The following is a 17,775-nucleotide window of genomic DNA, read 5'->3' on the forward strand; positions in this document are numbered from 1 at the left end:
GCGCAAAATGTATGGCTTTCAAAAGAAAAACTAGGTGGCTCTGGCAAGTATTGATCCTCAGTCTGGGATTGAATATGCTTTTTTTGCTCTTATTTTACTCTGCCATATTTCGAAAAGACATCTACAAACTGCATCTATTTTCAGGACCTTTGATTGCTAAAAGTAGTCGTAAGGTCTACCTTTCTGAAGATTTTCTAAACAAGCTGTCTCAAGCACCTCTAGATGATTTATTTTCCCTACTCAAAGATGAGTGCTATGTTTATGGTAGGCCTATAAGACTTTGGGCTTTGAGCATAGCCATCTCTTCCCACCATATAGATATTACTCCTGTGCTTTCGAAGCCTTTGACCTATACGGAGTTGCAAGGGTCTGGAGTTCGGTGGCTTTTGCCGAATATTGATAATAAAGAATTTCCTGGCATTATTGACTATTTGTATCGCCACAAGTATCCCTATACGTCTAGGGGCTTGTTTTTGATGATAGAAAAGACTGTACAAGAAGGTTGGGTAGATGAAGACTGCCTCTATCACTTCTGTTTGACTCCAGAATTTCTTTACTTGCGTACATTATTAGTAGGTGCGGAAATTCGGGCGTCTTCAGTCGCCTCGTTAGCTCGTATGGTAATTCGTTGCGGAGCTGAGCGTTTCTTTGAATTTTGTAACGAAGAAAGCCGTACCACGATCATTTCACCTACACAACGTCAGAAGGTATTAAAATCATATTTAGCTTGCGAGGAGTCTTTAGCTGCCTTGCTATTGCTTGTTCATGATAGCGATCTTGTTTTGCATGAATTTTCTGATGAAGATCTTCAGAAGGTAGTTCGCCTTATGCCTAAAGAATCTCCCTATAGTCAGAATTTCTTATCCCGACTACAAAATTCTCCGCGTAGAGAACAGGCTTGCCAGGCCACCCCAACTGTAGATATTCGTAGTGTTTCAGAAGATCAGGATGAAGAGTATGTGATTCAGGATGGGGATTCTTTATGGTTGATTGCAAGGAGGTTTGGTATTCCTGTGGAGAAAATCATTCAGAAAAATGGATTGACTCACAACCGTCTCTTTCCTGGCAAGGTTCTAAAGCTTCCTCCAAAGTCGTCTTAGGAACAAGGTCGATGCCTCCAGGATGCCAAGGCCCACATTTTCCCATTCTCTTTATAGAGAGCCAACACCCCATAAGGAAGCCATGAGATTTTAAGGCCTGTGCTGCATAGTGGGAACATGAGGGAAAAAATCTACAGGAGGAGCCTAGAAGGGGGGAGATCAGCCATTGGTAGAGGTAAATAATAAGTAGACACAAACGTAGAGGGATTTGTTGAAAGAAGTATTTAAATGACATTGAAAACATCTTTGAGGAGAGCTACAGAGAATTCTAACATAATCAACCATATGATTGTCCATTCTAGAGATGACGAGTGCTGGTGGTTGAGTTGGTCATTAAGAATTTCTAAGACATCTCCGAGGATCGTCAGGCGATGGTTAAGAACATTGATCCTTGCCTCAATATCTAAGCAGCTTAGAACGTCACGATAAATAGCCTGTGTTTCTGGATGGTCCCAGAAAAAATCGGGTTCGTCCAATATATCCGAATGGAGGTTTACTGAGGCTTTATCAAGGAAGAGTTTGCCAATTTTTTTCGCAATCGCTTTCCGAGACATTGAGATTTTCCCTTTAGTAGCAAGATCTTGGGGAAGTCGTTTTGAATCTTCTATAGTTTTGTAGATTGTGGTTTCGAAGGTTGTCAGTTTTACGGATTGTGCCAGGCCAAAGGCAATGGCAAGTTTTGTATTTAATGTAGTGTCAGCAAGAGTGAGGCGGTCCCTCCGGATTTGCAGTTTATCTCCGTAATGAAAATTATAACAATCGATCTCGGGCTGAGGAAGGATTTCTGGCGATGCTGTAATTATTGTTTGTAAAAATTTGATTTCTTCGGACTCTTCCCAACCCCAGAATACTGCGACTCCAAAAGGAAAAAAGATCGCTAACTGGTTGCTTTCCTGCGCACTTGCACTATCTAGGTTTGCAAAAACATACTCTCTAGATAAAATGGTAGGATAGCGAGGTTTGAGTAGGTGAAAAAGGACGTGGAGATTGTAAGCGGATGCTGTACAATAGGCAGTGCAACGCATAACTAGGCTTAACTCCTTCTATCTATAAGACAATGTATCTGATTTTTCATGATAGGGGAATACTTTTTTTCTTGAGGTAAAGGGTATAGCCTCGGTAAGCTAGTTTCTTCTTGCGGAAGTGGCGGAATTGGTATACGCGCTATCTTGAGGTGGTAGTGGAGCTTTCCTTAGGGGTTCGAGTCCCCTCTTTCGCAATAACTTCATGATGTCCCCCTTCTTTATATTTATTTTTTGATTATTTTTGTATGGAGATCATAATTTGAGATTCGCTTGTCGATATTTATTTTTTGTCTTTGTTTTTTTTGCTTTGGCTTCCTTTGGGAATCAATTGCTCTCTGCTCCCTGTTGGCTTTCTGAAGAAGAATCCTTTTATACCCATCGTTTTGATTTTTCGAAAAGTTATCCTGATATGGAGAATATGGAAATCCAGGCACAGAGGAAAAAGCGTGTTGAATTCAATCTGACTGGAGAGTTTCCTAAGTTAGAGACTATAAATTATAGAGGTTCTTTTGGTCATCTTCGTGCTAAATGCAGGGGAGTCTATCCTGTTCTCTCTTCTCTAAATTTTTCTTGTAGTTCTTGTAAGATGGATATGGATTTCCGTGGCAAATGGAACAAAAGTGGTACAATTATCATTTCCAATCAGCAAGAACCTATCCATTTAAAACTTCCCGAAGATGTTGGTGTAATTGTAAACACAAAAACCTCTTTAAAAGGAAACGTTTGTATTGGAGGGAATTTTGTAAAACAGGGTTGGGGCATATGGAATAAAACATACCATAATGATTTAGTCGGATTATCTGAAGTGACGTTAGTATTTAACGTATCCAGTGAGGGCGGTACGATTACCTTCTCTTAAAGTTTTTATTTAGAATTCTTACCACAACTCTTCTATGGGGGCACGCATCTTAAGATTTGATGGCAACGACCGCTACACTTCATATTCATTATTAAAATTTAGATAGCTTATAAATGTCTTTCAGCAGTATCGGTTGCATGCTTTAGAAAGTTTTAAGATTTCATGGTACTTAACTTCGGAGGAATTTCTTTTGAGGAATTTTCCTCCTGTAGTGAATCAAACAAATAAAAGATTTTTTCAGTTATAGCAATTGGGAATTCTGCAATGGTTAGAAGTTCACGAAACTGTTTAGCATGGACGATAGCTTGCAAGATGTGTTCTTCTTCTTTTTCGATAGCGATGGCGTGTTTATGCTCGTGTTCCTTACATAACTTATGGCCTTGATAGCGGTAGCAGGCGTGGGGTAGAGATGCTTTGCATAATGAACATGCTGGAGTCAGGTCTAGGATTCCTTCGTATTGGAGAAGTTTAAGTACAAAGATGGCCGAAAAAAATTCTGGATTACTGCTTTTAGGAATGCGATGGAGGAAATTTAAGAATAATGAGAAGAGCTTGTGCGAGGGCTTTTCTTTCCATTGAGAAGCAAGAATGGCTTGAATCATTTTCCCACTTGCCTCTAGCAGAGGATATGTTTGTTTAATTTCTTCGAAGAGATTTAGGATCTCTGCATGGATTAATGTGGGAAGGCGCAAGCCCTTATGATTTAGGGTATATTCCCCTAAAGATAGGGGTACAAGGGTGTCTCGATAGTCACATTGGAGGGTTTGCCCTTGCTTCACAAAAAAAGTGAAGAGCCCGTCAGGAGTAAATAACGTGGTAAGTATATGATTTTTCCCTGAGGGACGGCTTTGAAGTACGAGGCCAGTAACACAGATCTGCATGGAAGATTAGCTATAAGTTTAAAGAAATAAAATAGTTAAGGAGTTGAGAATACTCTGGAAGACCAGGATAAAAATCAAAAGTTTGTGTTTTAGGATTGAAGAGGGCTGACAATTGAGAGTGTTTACTTGCCATAGCAAGACAGGTCGCTCCGATAGAGTAATTGTAGCTAAGGAGTTGTTTTAGCGCATTTTGGTTCGTGGTCAGGGCTTTACATTCGATAAGTAATAGAGGTTTAGGATCGCCTAGGTTATGTGTTGTTCCCTCAGGATCTGTATATGTCGGAGGAGTGATGATTACAATATCTGGTCGGCGTTTTGGGATTGGGGTTCCTTTATCCATGAGCAGAGGTAAGAGGGTTTTCAGCTCTTTTTCTATGATGATGAGCTGTTTAGGGTAGTTCAGTGTGTTTATTAGAGAAAAGAGCAATCCTTGGCGGACCTTCTCTTCGGGAGTGGGAATCAACTCCCGATTTCTGATGGGATCGAAGATTTGAGATTGCGGGTTGGAGTCCTCAGATGCAGAATCCTGGTTTGAGGGAAGGTTCAATAAGGACATAGCTGCCATCATGTTTTTTATAAATGCATTGGATTTTATGCTCTTGCTCATTCAAGAAGATTAGAAAATTGTCTTGCGCGGATTCTAGTTGGAGAATGGCTTCATCTTGAGATAGCATACGAATACTGATCTTTTTCTTGGAGATCTTCTTTTTCACCGATGCTGGAACATAACCAAGGGTTTTTAGAGAGTCCCAGGCATCCAGGGTTTCAAAAGGTAGCCACTCATCACTGATGTGATCTTCTTCTTCTTTTTGTATTGCAATACGGTTTTCTTTTGTAGCAAGACCTAGATCATGTTTGGTCTTATCCTTACGCTTATTGTAGTGCTTATTTGCCATCGTACGGATTTTCTTAAAAGCATTAATAACAGCTGTATAGGGGTTGGCATTATGAACTTTAGTTTGTAGGATTTCTTTGCCATGAGAAGCTACAACATGAACCTCGGTACCTAGCTTATCTTTGTGTGAGGTCAGCACTACATGGATAGTCTCCATAGGAGGAAGATGGTGGCTTTTCTCAAAGATTAGCTCTTTTAGAGGGGTTGAGAGACGAAAGGCTTTTGTTGTGATCTCTACATTAGTAGACATGGGCCTGACTGAGTTTAAGCTTGTAGATGGCAAGCGTTTACGATGAGATCTCATGCTATCTCCTAAGGTTAAATAGTGCTTCAGGAGATTAGATAAAAAGAAATAGTTCTCCATAAGCTCTATTATACGGAGAAATTAGCATTCAAAAAAAGTATTTAACGCACCGAAGAGGGCTCGAACCTCCAACCACCTGGTCCGAAGCCAGGTACTCTATCCAATTGAGCTATCGGTGCTTAAGGAATATAAAGATTAAAACAAGCAAGTTTACCACACGCTCTTGAGAAAAACAAGAAAAACCCCTAGAGGGTTAGGTTAGTGCCAGCATGTCTTCAGTGAGTAGAGAGGTATTCTCTAGGATAACCACGCGTTCAAGAACATTGGAAAGCTCACGAATATTTCCTGGCCAGGGGTAGTTTAGAAGGAGCTCTTGAGCCCTAGGAGAAAGGGTTTTAAGAGGGGTATTGTTCATGCGACAGAACTTGTTTAGGAAGTAGTTAGAAAGGGGAAGAATATCATCGCGTCGTTCTCTTAGGGGCGGAAGGTGCAGGGGTATGACATTTAACCGGTAGTATAGGTCTTGTCGGAAGCTTTTATCATCGATAGCCTCTTTAAGATCTCGGTTTGAGGTAGCTAAGATGCGAACATCTAACGACAAGGTCTTTGTTCCTCCGAGATGTTCGATTTCTTTCTCCTGGATAGCTCTAAGGAGTTTTGCTTGAAAATTCACAGGGATTTCCGTGATTTCATCTAATAAAAGGGTTCCTTTGTGTGCAAGTTCAAAGCGCCCTGCCTTTTTTGTAGTTGCTCCTGTAAATGCCCCCTTTTCGTGGCCGAAAAATTCTGACTCTAAAAGAGTTTCAGGAATTGCTGCGCAGTTAATTTTGATGTAGGGATGGTTTGCTCGAGTAGAGTTATGATGGATAAAAAAGGAGAGCACCTCCTTCCCGCAGCCAGATTCTCCATGAATGAAGATGTTCGCTGAGCTTGAAGCTGCTTTTTTTGCTACTGCAAGAAGATCTTTCATAGCTTTGCTTTCCGCAATCAGAGGGTGAGAGTCTAGTGTTGTCTGGGAGTGTAGAAAGAGATTCTCGTGGACTAAATTCTTAATTTCCTCAGCTTTAGAGATAAAAGCAAAAAGTGCTTCCGAAGAAAAGGGTTTTGTTAAGTAGTTGAACGCCCCTTGATGCATCGCTTCTACCGCATTTTCTATACTACCGTAAGCAGTGACCACAAGCACTGGAGTATGTGGAGAGCTTTGCTTTATAGTTTTGATTAGATCAAGTCCAGAGCCATCGGGCATACTCATGTCTGAGATGATAAGGTCATATTCTCGAGTTTTGATCATTTGGAGAGCATTTCTTAAATTATCAGCAGTATCGGGGGTGTATCCGCGGGAGAGAAGAAGTTCCGATAGGAAATCTCGGAGTAGAGGCTCATCGTCAACAATAAGTATTTTTTTAATCGTCATGTTTTGTCCCCCCAAATTGATAGATTTTTTCTTTCTACTAAATCCCGAAAAATGAAGCAAAATTTTCTATTTAATAGAAAGAATTTAAAAAAATTTCATTAAAACACCTTTTAAAAAACAAAAAAGATAATTTTATCGTTGCATTTAGTATTCATTAAGTTATAAAATCCTTAGTCCAAATTGTTTTTAATCGGAGATTGAGGAAGCAACATGTCCACACCTACCCAACCCTCCCCAGTAAATCAAAATCCTAGTTTAATAATAAACAAGGACTACTCCCTATTTTCCCCGCTGACTCCCAAGGAAAGAGGGGAATCGGTAGCACCAATTCAGTGCAGATGGAATCATACTATTGTTAAGGTAAGTCTTGTCGTTCTTGCTCTTTTAACTATTGTAGCAGGAGCACTGTTATTAGTATTACTCCCAGAAATTCCTTTGTTTATCGGAATTAGTGTTATTGCTTTGGGAGGGGTTCTACTCGCTATAGCTTTACTTTTATCTCTTTGTGATTGTCGAGTATTTGCTAAAAAGGAAATCCCTTCAGCTCCTGAATTAAAAGATATTCAGATTGCAGATTTACAAAGTGAAATGAAAGAAGTGCTTGGCCAATCTCTTTTAGAGGCTCTCTTAAATGGTAAGGAAGTTGGAGATCCTCAGGTACTAGAGCTAGTTCATAGCTGCCAAGAACGACTTGCAAAGTTTGATCGGAAGCTGCGTTGTAATGAGGAAATGCTCTATCGCTTGTTTGCTGTAAATGTCAAAGAAACCGAAGTAGTAACGAAATATGAGCTTTTGATAGAAATGCTGGAAATGCGTAGTCGCGTTGCTGATCAGTTAGAACTTAACAATCGGAGTTACGAGAACTTTATTGCAGGAACTTTGAGAATTAGATCGGAAGAGGAAGAAAAACAGCTCATTGCTATAGAAACGGAAATAAGTTTGAGTCAGCAGCAGTTGCAAGATTTAAACAACCAGATCAGTGACCAAAGGAAAAGGTGTGCAAGTCTTTTACAACGTATTCGCCAATCTTATCGGGAGATACAAGAGGCCCACACCAAAGAACTCGCAGAATGCATCTCTGAATCCGGAGAGATCGATCGTGCAACAAGGGTTGAAATAGAGAGAGCTTTAGCTAGACAACTGCGAAAGATGGAAGATTGGAATCTGATGAGGTCTGACATCCAAAAACAAGAGAAACTTTTGCATGCCACGAAGGCTAAATTAGAAAAATTACAAGATCAATTGAAACTCGCTCACATTGCTTTTGCGAATAGTTCTCTCTTTTATCGCGAATATAAACTGAAATACCTTGAACAGCAACTAGATCTTAAAAACTTGTTAAAGGAATTAGAAGCAAAGAGGAGCGAGGCCGCTAAATTACGGCGCGCGGTGCAAAGTTATGAGGAGCAGGTTGTGAATGACGCTGCTGATGCCACAGCAAAAAAAGCTCGTTGGGAAGGAAAATTACGGGAACAAGAAGAAAAAGAGGAAAAACAAGCCCAAGAAATCCGTCGCCTGACTACATTCCTTCAAGAGTACAGGGAAGGTGCTGAAGAGGCAAAAAAAGTTGAACAAGCCCTCAAAGTTTTGGAACAAAAGTATCAGCGTCTTCAAGAAGAGAAAGCGCAGAAAGAAAAAAGCTTAGAAGATGCTGTAACATCTTTTGCAAACCAATATGAGAAGGTACAGGCCGAGAACGAACATTTGTGCAAAACGTTACAAGGTCTCCATGCAACGATCTCACCCACTATGAGAGAAGAAGACGATTGGGTAATCGCAGAGTCTTCCAGTGAAGAAGCTCAGAAGATAAAGTATCTCCTTAAAGAGAATGAACGTTTAATGGCGGCCCTGAATGCTAAGAATGAAGAAGTGGCTCGACAGGTTACTGAGCTTGATGCGAATGAACACCTACTGCTGGAACTTCGAGGCGAAATAGCTAAACAACAACAAGCATTACGAGATCTTGACAAGCTGCACGAAGAGTCAGTGGCTGCTTTCCAAGCTTCTCAGAAAAAATGCCAGGAACTTGAGGGGCTTCTCTCTCCTGTTCGAGAAGATGCTGGAGTAAGGCCCTTCCTAGAGCAGCAGGTTGAACAATTAAGAGAGGAAAACGCGCAGCTTAGATTGGAGATCGAAAGATTAAAGAATCTTATAGAAAAAGATAAATGAGCGCCGTAAACGATTCAAGAATTCACTTTGATTAGCGGCTCTTCTGGTAAGGCTGCTTGGATTGCAGGGAGTGTTATAGAGAAGCTCACGGTGGAGGCCCCCTGTTTCAGGTGGATATCCCCTCCGTGGAGCCGTATAATTTTTTGAGCTTCGGCAAGTCCCAAGCCATTCCCATCTCTTTTTGTTGTGAAGAACGGAGTGAAGAGCTTCTCTACGATCTCGGAAGAAATGACCCCAGGGTTGGTTACTGAGATCTCTCCAGATATATGGAGGGTCAGAGTGATCGGGGAGTTTCCTGTTTCTACAGCATTTTTTACTAGGTTCCAAACGACACTATTCATTCGATCAGAATCTATAGACCTGAATAAAGGTTGTGAGCCCTCTCTTACAAACTTGCACTTGGGGAAGGAAACTGAGAGTAAGGGGATAAGAGAAGAAAAGAAATCCTGTAAATTTATAATCTTTAGGTTTAACGGCTGAGATTTTGTATATTCTAGCATAGAAGACACAAGGTTGTTTAGAGATCTTGTGCCAGAGATGATCGAGGAGAGCATGCGTTGGTGGCGAGCAGAGGAAATCTCCTTTTTTAGGATAGAGGCAAATCCAACGATTGCACTTAGGGGGTTGCGGATTTCGTGAGCCAGGGTAGCCGTCATTTTTCCAAGCTCAGCGATATTTTTGTATCTTTCTATGGCATTTTCTAGCTGTTTATAATCTGACCGATCTCTGATTTGGATAAATAGATACCCAGTAATCTCATTTTTACGGATGAAGAGCTCCACTTCTTTTTCTTTAGAGTCTTGGCAGAGAGAGAGCCTGAGAGTTTTGGGGACTTTTAGAGATTTAAGAGTCTCGTGAATAGAAAATCCAAGACATGTATCAGGGAGAACATCAGTAAAGGATTTATTGAGGATTTCTAGATTTTCACTGAGTCCTAGAATTTCACGTGCTTGTGAATTACAGATGAGGAAGATCCCTGTTTCAGAAAGTAAAATGATACCATCGGGAATTGCTGTAAGTATCGCGCTCGCCTCTTTATAAGATTGTGTGATGCGAGCCTTGATTTCTAGTAATTCATAGGCTGGAGGATTGAGGTTATTGGAATCAGGAACGTTCATAAATACCAAATTCCTTTTTTTTCTGCACATAATTGAGTTTATCAGTATTTAGGATGCGATTAAGTACTTCTCGGATTTCTTCGAGCTCTTCTTGGATATCTTGCGGAAGTACGGAAGTGAAGGTATGGCGGAACTCTTTGATTTGAAGATCTACCCTATCGATGCAAGAAAGAAGAATTTTTTTTTGTTGTAATACCTTCCCTAATTCTGCAGTAGTTAGAGAAGACTCTGTTTGCGTAAGATCTAAAATGGCAAGGAAAAGGCCCTTCTTCTTTTTTAACAAGAGCAAGAGGGTTCTTTCATTCATAAGAAATCAGGGTGTTATTTTGGTTTTCCCTAAGAAAAACGACAAAACAATTTATTGGCAACCTGAAAAAAGAAAGAATTATGCTGGTGATCGGACTCGAACCAACACCTTATTGCTAAGAGTAGATTTTGAGTCTACCGCGTCTACCATTCCGCCACACCAGCATAAAGTGAGCCACAAATGTACGGTTTCGATTCTAATTATCGCAAGAGAAATCTCTTATGTATAGGAAACAACCTCGTCTTTTTGTAGGCTATTAAGAATTTCTAATGTGATTTGTGTATGTAAGCCCAGATCTTTCCGTGTTAGCCGCAGCTCTGAGTTGCTTAGTGTGGCTTCTGTAACTATAAAATTAGTGAGGGAGGGATCAGATTTTTTTGTGTATAATTTCTTTATAATTGCCAAGATGTTCTCAACGGAGAGGGGGGGATCTAGAATAAGGAGAGCCGCGGTTCCTTGGAGATGCAATTGAGAGAGGAAGACTCCTGAGGCTTCTAAAAAACGGAAGTGCTTACGACAGCAAAAGCCTTCAATAATAGAGACCTTCGGGTGATGCTGTTGTAAGAGTCTTACCACCTCAATCAATCTAGGATGGATATAACGAAACTCTTCTTTAATTATGCTGTGGTGGAGTCCCTGACAATCATAGAGGATCCCCTCTGGAGTACTTAAAAAGCCCTCTTCGCCTCGGCAATAGAAAGAATAGGCGGTGAGGACGTGCTTGTTTGGGGATAGCCAATCGTAGAGGGGCGGTGCAATAGGCTCGCTTTTTGGATAGAGAACCACTGGGCAGTCTTTTTGAGAGGTAATGCGTTCCGCAGTGACGAAACGCACACATCGGTGTTTCGATAAGGAACAGCTTGCTAGAAGAATTACGATTGGGAGCCACAAAATCATTTTTAAGACAATTTTGAATTTATAGTATGCTGGTAAGCAATAATTTCTAGCCCTGTGGGAGGAATGGTATGCGTTTAGATGACTACGATGTTTTCTTTTTTGATTTAGATGGCTTGCTTGTAGATACAGAACCTTGTTTTTATCGAGCATTTCTACAAGCCTGTGCTGAGTTTTCTTTAGAGGTCCACTGGGATTTTGCTACCTACTATAGTCATACTACCTTAGGAACAGAAATTTTTAGCAAAAAGTTTATAGAGCAATATCCCGAAGCGGAAGTGTATACTAAAGAGATCTTTAAGAGAAGATTGCAGATTTACTACGAGTCTTTGGAAAATGCAGGTCCTCCACTGATGCCAGGAGTTGAGGCTTTCATAGAGCTTGTAGTATCTTTAAATAAAAAATTTGGAGTCGTAACCAATTCTCCAAAATATGCCACGGATTCGCTATGTACTATGTATCCAATTTTAAATAAATTTTTGTTCTGGGTAACCCGAGAGAATTACTCACGCCCTAAGCCTTACGGAGATAGTTATGACTATGCTTATCAGACTTTTGCTGGTGCAGGAAAGAAAGTTATTGGATTTGAAGATTCTGTGAAGGGACTTCGAGCGCTTTCCACGATTCCTGCAACCCTGGTCTGTATTAACTCTATGGTTCAGATTACCCCTGAAGGCTGCCCTCAGCTTAAGGACAAAGAATTTTTCTTTTATCCTTCGTTTGATGTGCTGATAGAGCATTGCCTACAACAGAAGTAATTATAGGGAGGTGGATAACATACGTGGTGTAAAGAAAGACCATGGGCAGGAGCAGCCGACGGCCCCTTTCTACGATTTTTCTGTTCTAATATATCTAGGAGATATTGAGGTGGATACGCTCTTTTCCCAATATCTAGAAGCGCTCCAACAAGATTACGCACCATCTTATAAAGGAAACCACTTCCTCTGCATATTACGGAGAGAGATTCTCCTTCATCTAAAATATCCAGGGTATAGATAGTCCGTACAGTAGAGTTATAGTCTCTTCCATGATTCGCAAAAGAGGCAAAATCGTGAGTTCCTACAAGGAGGTTGGCGCCTTCCTGCATTAGCTCAACAGAGAGGGAGTGGCGAGGGCTATAGAAAAAATTGCGTTGCCAGGGGAGAGGTTTGGGAAGTCGAGAGAGGGAATAACGATATTCTTTAGCAATAGCAAGATAGCGTGCGTGGAAGTTGTCATCAAACAAAGTCACATTTCTAATTACGATATCCTTTGGAAGAATAGCATTGAGGGCTTTTTTTGTTAGGTAACAGTCTTCAAACAGAGGGTGATCGGGAGCTTGAAAATGAACCACTTGCCCATAAGCATGGACGCCCGCATCGGTTCTTCCAGAGGCAGTCAGGTGGGTACGAGTCTTAGTAATTTTCTTTAGAGAGCTTTCAATAACCTCCTGAATAGATAAGTCATTCGGTTGTTGTTGCCATCCTGAATAGGCAGTTCCTTGATAAGCAATAAGAAGAGCTACTTTAGTCATAGGAGAGCTTGGGCAATAGTTAAATCCTCAGGGTAGGAAATTTTAATTTGAGGATGCTTATTGAAAACAAGTTGAGGGGGTTTACCGAGGATCTCAGCAGCTTCGATATCATCTACCAGTGTCAGCCGTTTTTTTTCTGCAAGAGATAAACCCTCTCTGAGGATTTCGGTTTTTATGCATTGAGGGGTATGAATCACTGCTAAATTGTTTCGGTCTAGAGTGCGAACAGGATTGCGTTGTTTTATGGTATAGGGAATCGGAGATGCTAGAGCCGCTGCTCCAATTTTTTCTGCTGTTGCTACTAAATCAAAAATTTCATCGGGATAGACAAAAGGACGGGCTCCATCATGGATTAAAACCCAAGAATAGGAGACTTGCTGCAATCCCGAAAAGACAGAATCTTGGCGACGCTCTCCAGGAAGGGCAAAGGAAACCTGATATTCTTTGAAAATTTCTTGGTGTGAGGGAGCGCAAACAACGATAATCTCAGCAATTTGTGGTAGAGAAGAGAGAGTCTTTAATGAGTGGAGAACTAGTGGAAGTCCATGTAGAGGTAGGTATTGCTTGGGAATATCGGAGCCAAAACGCCTGCCCTGTCCTCCACTAAGAAGAATTAAGGAAGACTTAATCATAGGAACACGTAATGCAGCAGATTTCAGGAGGTGAGCAAAAGCGAATTCTTTTTAACCCACCCAGACCACGGTTTACATATAGTTGCTTTCCTTCGTTGGTAACAAAATAACCTCGTGCAAGATGAGGATTTTCTAATCCAGAGAGTCTAGCAAAGAATTTCTGAGCAAATTTAGGCCATGATAAAGTGACTTGTGGGCCATGGGAATGCCCTGATAGTATAAAATCTCCAGGATAGTGTTGCAGCATATTTATGGTATCGGGATTGTGAGAGAGGAGGATGCCAGGGAGAGAAGGGTTATAGTTTTTGAATGCCTGTTCTGGATTGAATTGCTTAGCAAAAATATCGCCAAGTCCTACAATGTTTAGTTTTTCAGGAATTACATGGGTGGCATTGTGAAGTAGAGTTAGGGGAGTATTTTCGAGTAGCTTTAAGAGGTCAGGGTGGGGTGCTTGGGGAGTCAGGTATGGATCATAGCAATAGCTCGGTGACGAGAATAGTCCCTGCATTACAGAAACTAATGCGCGTTGTATAGGACGACTTTTTTTCTCGGGTATACAGGTAATCTCTCCCTTGGTATTTCTTGAGATGTACGCAGAATAATCGTGATTTCCTAAAATAGCAAAAATCCCTAGAGGAGCTTCTAGCGTATTTAGGAATCTTTCAAGTCGCGCGTTATCCTCAAGTCGAGCACGACAAAGAAGGTCCCCACAAAATACAATCAGGTCAGGAGCTAAATTTTTTATTGATTTGGAAATTTTATTAAGAAATTTCTCAGGAACTTTCTTATGGAAATGTAAATCAGAGATCTGAACGATACGAAGATTGTGCAAATGCGCATGTTTTTTTGAAAGTTTCCATGTAATCGCAGTTGTATTTAACCAATTCGGTTCAATAAAGGAGGCCCAGGAAAAGGCAAGAATAGGAATCGCTGCTAAAGAAATAGAGATAAGCACTACAAAACTATTTGTTGTCTAATTTCCTGTCTTTAAAAACGAGAAATTGGTGACTATTTACAAGATTCAGGTGTTTTTACAGTTTTTCTTAAGAGAAAAAGCTTCATTTTACAGGTAAACATAAGAGATCACCCCGTACCCCCGCCCTAGAGGGCAGGGTGCTTAGGATATCAGAATGTGAGTTCATGCTTCTTAAGTTTAAGTCAACAGCGAACCAACCCCTTATTTTATAATATGTTGGGAAAGAGCTTTGGTCATTTGAAACATATCAATAGGCTCACTAGAACCAAAGACTTTGGCAAGATTCGCATCGGGAAGGATATTGCGTTTATTTTTTTGATCCTGACAGTTGTGTTTTTTAATGTATTCCCAAACTTTCTTTACGATTTCGGTTCTGGGCATAGGTCCCTTGCCAACTATAACTGCTAAATCGGTGGAAACATTCACAGGGTGCATAAAAGCAGAGTTTTTATTTTTTTGACTCATTGGTGACTCCTAGTAAAGGTGGTAAGAAGAGACCAGAGCTCTTCATCCCAACTTTTTTATCTCTCAGAGAGGTTTCTCGTCAAAACAAAAAAGTAGAATTCTCTTTACCTTTTCTATTTAGAAAGCGTCAAGGGGACTCTTTAAAAAAAATATAGGAGAGGACTCTCTCCAGAAAATAGCAAAAGTCTTATTTTTTATTTAAGTCACAGAGGCTCTAGGAAGTACTTGCTGTAATTGACTTTATTGGCTTTTGTTTTTTAGAATCTTGATGTGAATCGTGGGCAGGTGAGTGTAATGCAGGAAAATTTAGATAAGCGTTTGGAAGCAATTCGAACTGGAATGTCTTTAGCTGCGAGGTCTCTTTGACCTCCATAAAAAACAAAAAGAGCTCCAAGTCCTAGAAGAAGAAAGCTCAAAAGAAGATTTCTGGCAAAACACGGCTCATGCGGGCAAAATTTCTGAACAGATTGTGAGTTTGAAACGGCAAATCCATGAGTATCAGGAATTAAAAAGCAAAGTAGATGCCATAGAATTTTTCCTTGAAGATGCCGAGGCTCTTGAAGATCCTACTATTTGTGAAGACTTAGAGAAAGAGTTTGTCTTTTGTGAGAGAAAACTTTCTGTTTGGGAAACGCAACGGTTGCTTTCTGGAGAGGCAGACAAGAATTCTTGTTTTCTTACGATTAATGCTGGGGCAGGAGGGACTGAATCTTGTGATTGGGTAGAGATGCTTTTTCGTATGTATTCCCGATGGGCAACGAAACATCAGTGGACCATAGATATTGTCGATCGCTTAGATGGTGAAGTTGCTGGAATTAAGCATATTACTGTAAAGTTTTCAGGTATGTATGCTTATGGGTATGCTAAGGCGGAGCGAGGAGTTCATCGATTGGTTCGTATCTCTCCTTTCGATAGTAACGGGAAACGCCATACAAGCTTTGCTTCCGTAGATGTTTTCCCTGAGATTGATGATCAGATCAAGATTGAGATACGACCTAATGATTTACGTATAGATACGTTTCGCTCTTCGGGAGCAGGAGGACAGCACGTCAATGTTACAGAATCAGCAGTAAGGATCACTCATCTACCTTCAGGAGTCGTTGTTTCCTGTCAAAACGAGCGTAGCCAGATACAAAATCGAGAGAGCTGTATGAAAATGCTGCAAGCAAAATTATATCAGCAAGTTTTACAAGAACGTTTAGAGAAACAGTCTCTCGATCGCAAGGATAAGAAGGAAATTGCCTGGGGATCTCAAATTCGTAACTACGTATTTCAACCCTACACTCTTGTCAAAGATGTACGCACGGGACATGAAATAGGAAATGTACAGGCTATGCTGGATGGCGAGCTATTGGATGAATTTATTAAGGCATATTTGGCAGAGTTTGGAGAAGTTTCATGACAGCAGAAAAGGAAAATACAGGAATTTCAGAATTAGAAATACGATTCACTCTTCCTAGTGATGCAACGTATATGCTGCTATGGCTGAATGATCCCAAAATTTTACGTGGATTTCCTGTACAAACAGAAGCAGAAATCCGCGAAACTGTAAATTTTTGGGTAGGATTCTACCGTTATCATTCTAGTTTAACAGCAGTGAGCCAGGGTAATGTTGCTGGAGTCGCAACTTTGATTCTTAATCCCTATGTTAAGGTTTCCCACCATGCGTTGATTTCCATTATTGTTGGAGAAGATTATCGCAATAAAGGCATAGGGACGGCTTTGATTAACAATCTGATTCATTTAGCAAAAACGCGATTTAAGCTTGAGATCCTTTATCTTGAAGTTTATGAGGGCAATCCTGCCGTTCATCTCTACGAACGCTTTGGATTCATTGAAGTGGGAAGGCAACGCCGTTTTTATAAAGATGAAATTGGTTATCTTGCTAAAGTTACGATGGAAAAAGATCTATAGGTCTCGGAAAGAGTTTTTAGAAAACATATGACTATGGTTGAAACAGTACTTCACAATTTTCAACGCTATCTGAGAAAGTTTTTTTATAAAGCATTTAGCTTGCCCTTTCCTAAAAATGCCTTCGTATCTTCCGAGAGCGTTTTTGTGCGTTCTTCTTTGCCAGTAGACTATTCTCAGGGAAAGGTCTATGATTTGCAAGAGATCTATCAGGGATTGAATACTCGGTTATTTCAAGGTGCTCTACGTTTACAGATCGGTTGGTTCGGAAGGAAAGAAACCAGAAAAGGGCAGAGTGTTGTCTTAGGATCTTTCCATGAAAGTGAACAGCTAATTCGGATTCATCGTTCTTTAGATCGTCAGGACATTCCAAGATTTTTTATAGAATATCTTGTTTATCATGAGATGGTTCATAGTGTGGTCCCTAGAGAGTATTCTCGGTCAGGGCGTTCGATTTTTCATGGAAAAAAGTTTAAAGAATACGAACAACGCTTCCCCCTCTATGACCGTGCTGTTGCTTGGGAAAAGGCAAACGCTTATTTATTGCGGGGGTATAAAAAAAGAATAGGTATAGGACATGGCAGGACATAGTAAGTGGGCCAATACGAAACATCGGAAGGAAAGAGCGGATCACAAGAAAGGCAAGATTTTTTCTCGTATTATTAAAGAGTTGATTTCTGCTGTTAGGTTAGGGGGGGCGGACCCTAAGTCGAATGCACGATTGCGTATGGTGATACAGAAAGCTAAAGATAATAATATTCCTAATGAGAATATCGAAAGGAATTTGAAGAAAGCAACTTCTGCAGAGCAAAAAAATTTTGAAGAAGTTACCTATGAGCTTTATGGTCATGGTGGAGTGGGAATTATTGTTGAAGCTATGACTGATAATAAGAATCGTACTGCTTCTGATATGCGCATTGCTATAAATAAACGTGGTGGTTCTCTTGTAGAACCTGGAAGTGTACTTTATAATTTTGTGCGGAAAGGGGCATGTATTGTGGCTAAAAGCTCTATAGATGAAGATCTGCTATTTTCTTACGTTATAGAAGCAGGCGCTGAGGATCTAGATACTGAAGATGAAGAAAATTTTTTAGTGATCTGTGATCCAAGCGAACTTGCCTCTGTTAAAGAGAAGCTTATCAGTCGGGGTGTGATTTGTAGTGAAGACAGGCTTATCTATCTCCCCTTGCGTCTAGTAGACTGCGATGAAAAAGATGGAGAGGCAAACCTCGCTCTTATTGATTGGCTAGAGCAAATCGAAGATGTTGATGACGTTTATCACAACATGTCCTAAATTTATAGACGCCTTATT

Annotated in this window: 20 protein-coding genes, 3 tRNA genes and 1 pseudogene; 9 read left to right on the forward strand and 15 right to left on the reverse strand. The window is 40.5% G+C overall.

From position 1 onward, the window contains the following. Positions 1 to 11: 11 nt before the first annotated feature. Entirely contained in the window at positions 12 to 1,100 is a 1,089-nt protein-coding gene (locus tag CMV32_RS03490; protein ID WP_100934542.1) for a LysM peptidoglycan-binding domain-containing protein, read from the forward strand. Here the strand turns inward: CMV32_RS03490 and yidD are convergent. Together yidD and CMV32_RS03500 are read right to left on the reverse strand one after the other, a co-directional pair. Continuing rightward, positions 1,024 to 1,335: a membrane protein insertion efficiency factor YidD gene (yidD, locus tag CMV32_RS03495; protein ID WP_100934543.1), complete on the reverse strand. Its 312-nt coding sequence runs from the start codon at positions 1,333 to 1,335 to the stop codon at positions 1,024 to 1,026. The two genes, CMV32_RS03490 and yidD, sit on opposite strands and share 77 nt — an antisense overlap. Next, complete coding sequence (locus CMV32_RS03500; protein WP_100934544.1) at positions 1,325 to 2,125, reverse strand: RMD1 family protein; 801 nt, start codon at positions 2,123 to 2,125, stop codon at positions 1,325 to 1,327. The genes yidD and CMV32_RS03500 overlap by 11 nt, the downstream gene beginning before the upstream one ends. A 112-nt stretch (positions 2,126 to 2,237) precedes the next feature. On the opposite strand from CMV32_RS03500, the gene CMV32_RS03505 reads away from it, so the two are divergent. Together CMV32_RS03505 and CMV32_RS03510 are read left to right on the forward strand one after the other, a co-directional pair. After that, positions 2,238 to 2,319: transfer RNA gene (locus tag CMV32_RS03505), tRNA-Leu, on the forward strand. Positions 2,320 to 2,384: 65 nt separating this feature from the next. Next, positions 2,385 to 2,984 (forward strand): hypothetical protein, encoded by a 600-nt coding sequence (locus tag CMV32_RS03510; protein WP_100934545.1) that lies wholly within the window; start codon positions 2,385 to 2,387, stop codon positions 2,982 to 2,984. 120 nt (positions 2,985 to 3,104) lie between these two features. Here the strand turns inward: CMV32_RS03510 and recO are convergent. The 5 genes and pseudogenes from recO to CMV32_RS03535 all read right to left on the reverse strand — a co-directional run bounded on the left by recO (position 3,105) and on the right by CMV32_RS03535 (position 6,478). Then, a pseudogene (recO, locus tag CMV32_RS03515) lies at positions 3,105 to 3,865 on the reverse strand (DNA repair protein RecO). A gap of 10 nt (positions 3,866 to 3,875) precedes the next feature. Next, a complete protein-coding gene (locus tag CMV32_RS03520; protein WP_100934547.1) occupies positions 3,876 to 4,421 on the reverse strand; it encodes a type I restriction enzyme HsdR N-terminal domain-containing protein in 546 nt (181 codons plus the stop codon). Beyond that, positions 4,378 to 5,064: an HPF/RaiA family ribosome-associated protein gene (locus CMV32_RS03525; RefSeq protein WP_100934668.1), complete on the reverse strand. Its 687-nt coding sequence runs from the start codon at positions 5,062 to 5,064 to the stop codon at positions 4,378 to 4,380. The genes CMV32_RS03520 and CMV32_RS03525 overlap by 44 nt, the downstream gene beginning before the upstream one ends. Positions 5,065 to 5,169: 105 nt before the next feature. Then, positions 5,170 to 5,243, reverse strand: a tRNA-Arg gene (locus CMV32_RS03530). Between the two features lie 74 nt (positions 5,244 to 5,317). Beyond that, the gene (locus CMV32_RS03535; protein ID WP_100934548.1) at positions 5,318 to 6,478 is read right to left on the reverse strand and encodes a sigma-54-dependent transcriptional regulator; all 1,161 of its coding nucleotides are present in this window, start codon (positions 6,476 to 6,478) and stop codon (positions 5,318 to 5,320) included. Between the two features lie 210 nt (positions 6,479 to 6,688). On the opposite strand from CMV32_RS03535, the gene CMV32_RS03540 reads away from it, so the two are divergent. Next, a complete protein-coding gene (locus CMV32_RS03540) occupies positions 6,689 to 8,647 on the forward strand; it encodes a coiled-coil domain-containing protein (RefSeq protein ID WP_100934549.1) in 1,959 nt (652 codons plus the stop codon). 14 nt (positions 8,648 to 8,661) lie between these two features. On the opposite strand, the gene CMV32_RS03545 is transcribed toward CMV32_RS03540, so the two are convergent. The 4 genes from CMV32_RS03545 to CMV32_RS03560 form a co-directional block, all read right to left on the reverse strand. After that, entirely contained in the window at positions 8,662 to 9,765 is a 1,104-nt protein-coding gene (locus CMV32_RS03545; RefSeq protein WP_100934550.1) for a two-component system sensor histidine kinase NtrB, read from the reverse strand. Then, positions 9,752 to 10,072, reverse strand: coding sequence for a hypothetical protein (locus CMV32_RS03550; protein WP_100934551.1), 321 nt, complete (start codon positions 10,070 to 10,072; stop codon positions 9,752 to 9,754). Before CMV32_RS03550 ends, CMV32_RS03545 begins: the two co-directional genes overlap by 14 nt. 81 nt (positions 10,073 to 10,153) lie before the next feature. After that, positions 10,154 to 10,236, reverse strand: a tRNA-Leu gene (locus CMV32_RS03555). 55 nt (positions 10,237 to 10,291) lie between these two features. After that, positions 10,292 to 10,969, reverse strand: a complete 678-nt coding sequence (locus CMV32_RS03560; RefSeq protein ID WP_100934552.1) for a hypothetical protein — start codon at positions 10,967 to 10,969, stop codon at positions 10,292 to 10,294. A gap of 68 nt (positions 10,970 to 11,037) precedes the next feature. Between CMV32_RS03560 and CMV32_RS03565 the strand changes: the two genes are divergently transcribed. After that, positions 11,038 to 11,724: an HAD family hydrolase gene (locus CMV32_RS03565; RefSeq protein ID WP_100934553.1), complete on the forward strand. Its 687-nt coding sequence runs from the start codon at positions 11,038 to 11,040 to the stop codon at positions 11,722 to 11,724. Here the strand turns inward: CMV32_RS03565 and truA are convergent. The 4 genes from truA to CMV32_RS03585 form a co-directional block, all read right to left on the reverse strand. Next, positions 11,676 to 12,479 carry a tRNA pseudouridine(38-40) synthase TruA gene (gene truA / locus CMV32_RS03570; RefSeq protein WP_100934554.1) on the reverse strand — a complete coding sequence of 268 codons (804 nt, stop codon included), beginning with the start codon at positions 12,477 to 12,479 and terminating at the stop codon, positions 11,676 to 11,678. The two genes, CMV32_RS03565 and truA, sit on opposite strands and share 49 nt — an antisense overlap. Beyond that, positions 12,476 to 13,111, reverse strand: a complete 636-nt coding sequence (gene ispD / locus CMV32_RS03575; protein WP_100934555.1) for a 2-C-methyl-D-erythritol 4-phosphate cytidylyltransferase — start codon at positions 13,109 to 13,111, stop codon at positions 12,476 to 12,478. The genes truA and ispD overlap by 4 nt, the downstream gene beginning before the upstream one ends. After that, positions 13,104 to 14,066, reverse strand: a complete 963-nt coding sequence (gene lpxG, locus CMV32_RS03580; RefSeq protein ID WP_100934556.1) for a UDP-2,3-diacylglucosamine diphosphatase LpxG — start codon at positions 14,064 to 14,066, stop codon at positions 13,104 to 13,106. The genes ispD and lpxG overlap by 8 nt, the downstream gene beginning before the upstream one ends. Positions 14,067 to 14,288: 222 nt before the next feature. Continuing rightward, a complete protein-coding gene (locus CMV32_RS03585; protein ID WP_100934557.1) occupies positions 14,289 to 14,552 on the reverse strand; it encodes an SWIB/MDM2 domain-containing protein in 264 nt (87 codons plus the stop codon). A gap of 294 nt (positions 14,553 to 14,846) precedes the next feature. On the opposite strand from CMV32_RS03585, the gene prfB reads away from it, so the two are divergent. From prfB to CMV32_RS03605, 4 genes are all read left to right on the forward strand, one after another. Beyond that, positions 14,847 to 15,954, forward strand: a protein-coding gene (gene prfB, locus CMV32_RS03590; RefSeq protein WP_100934558.1) for a peptide chain release factor 2 whose coding sequence is annotated in 2 segments (ribosomal slippage) — positions 14,847 to 14,911 and positions 14,910 to 15,954 — 1,110 coding nt in all. Because the reading frame shifts where the segments join, the coding sequence is not laid out codon by codon here. Further along, entirely contained in the window at positions 15,951 to 16,466 is a 516-nt protein-coding gene (locus CMV32_RS03595) for a GNAT family N-acetyltransferase (protein ID WP_100934559.1), read from the forward strand. The genes prfB and CMV32_RS03595 overlap by 4 nt, the downstream gene beginning before the upstream one ends. 33 nt (positions 16,467 to 16,499) lie before the next feature. After that, complete coding sequence (locus CMV32_RS03600) at positions 16,500 to 17,054, forward strand: hypothetical protein (protein ID WP_100934560.1); 555 nt, start codon at positions 16,500 to 16,502, stop codon at positions 17,052 to 17,054. Next, positions 17,041 to 17,757 carry a YebC/PmpR family DNA-binding transcriptional regulator gene (locus CMV32_RS03605; RefSeq protein WP_100934561.1) on the forward strand — a complete coding sequence of 239 codons (717 nt, stop codon included), beginning with the start codon at positions 17,041 to 17,043 and terminating at the stop codon, positions 17,755 to 17,757. The genes CMV32_RS03600 and CMV32_RS03605 overlap by 14 nt, the downstream gene beginning before the upstream one ends. Positions 17,758 to 17,775: the final 18 nt, after the last annotated feature.

This window comes from Candidatus Chlamydia corallus (genome assembly GCF_002817655.1).
GTDB lineage: Bacteria > Chlamydiota > Chlamydiia > Chlamydiales > Chlamydiaceae > Chlamydia > Chlamydia corallus.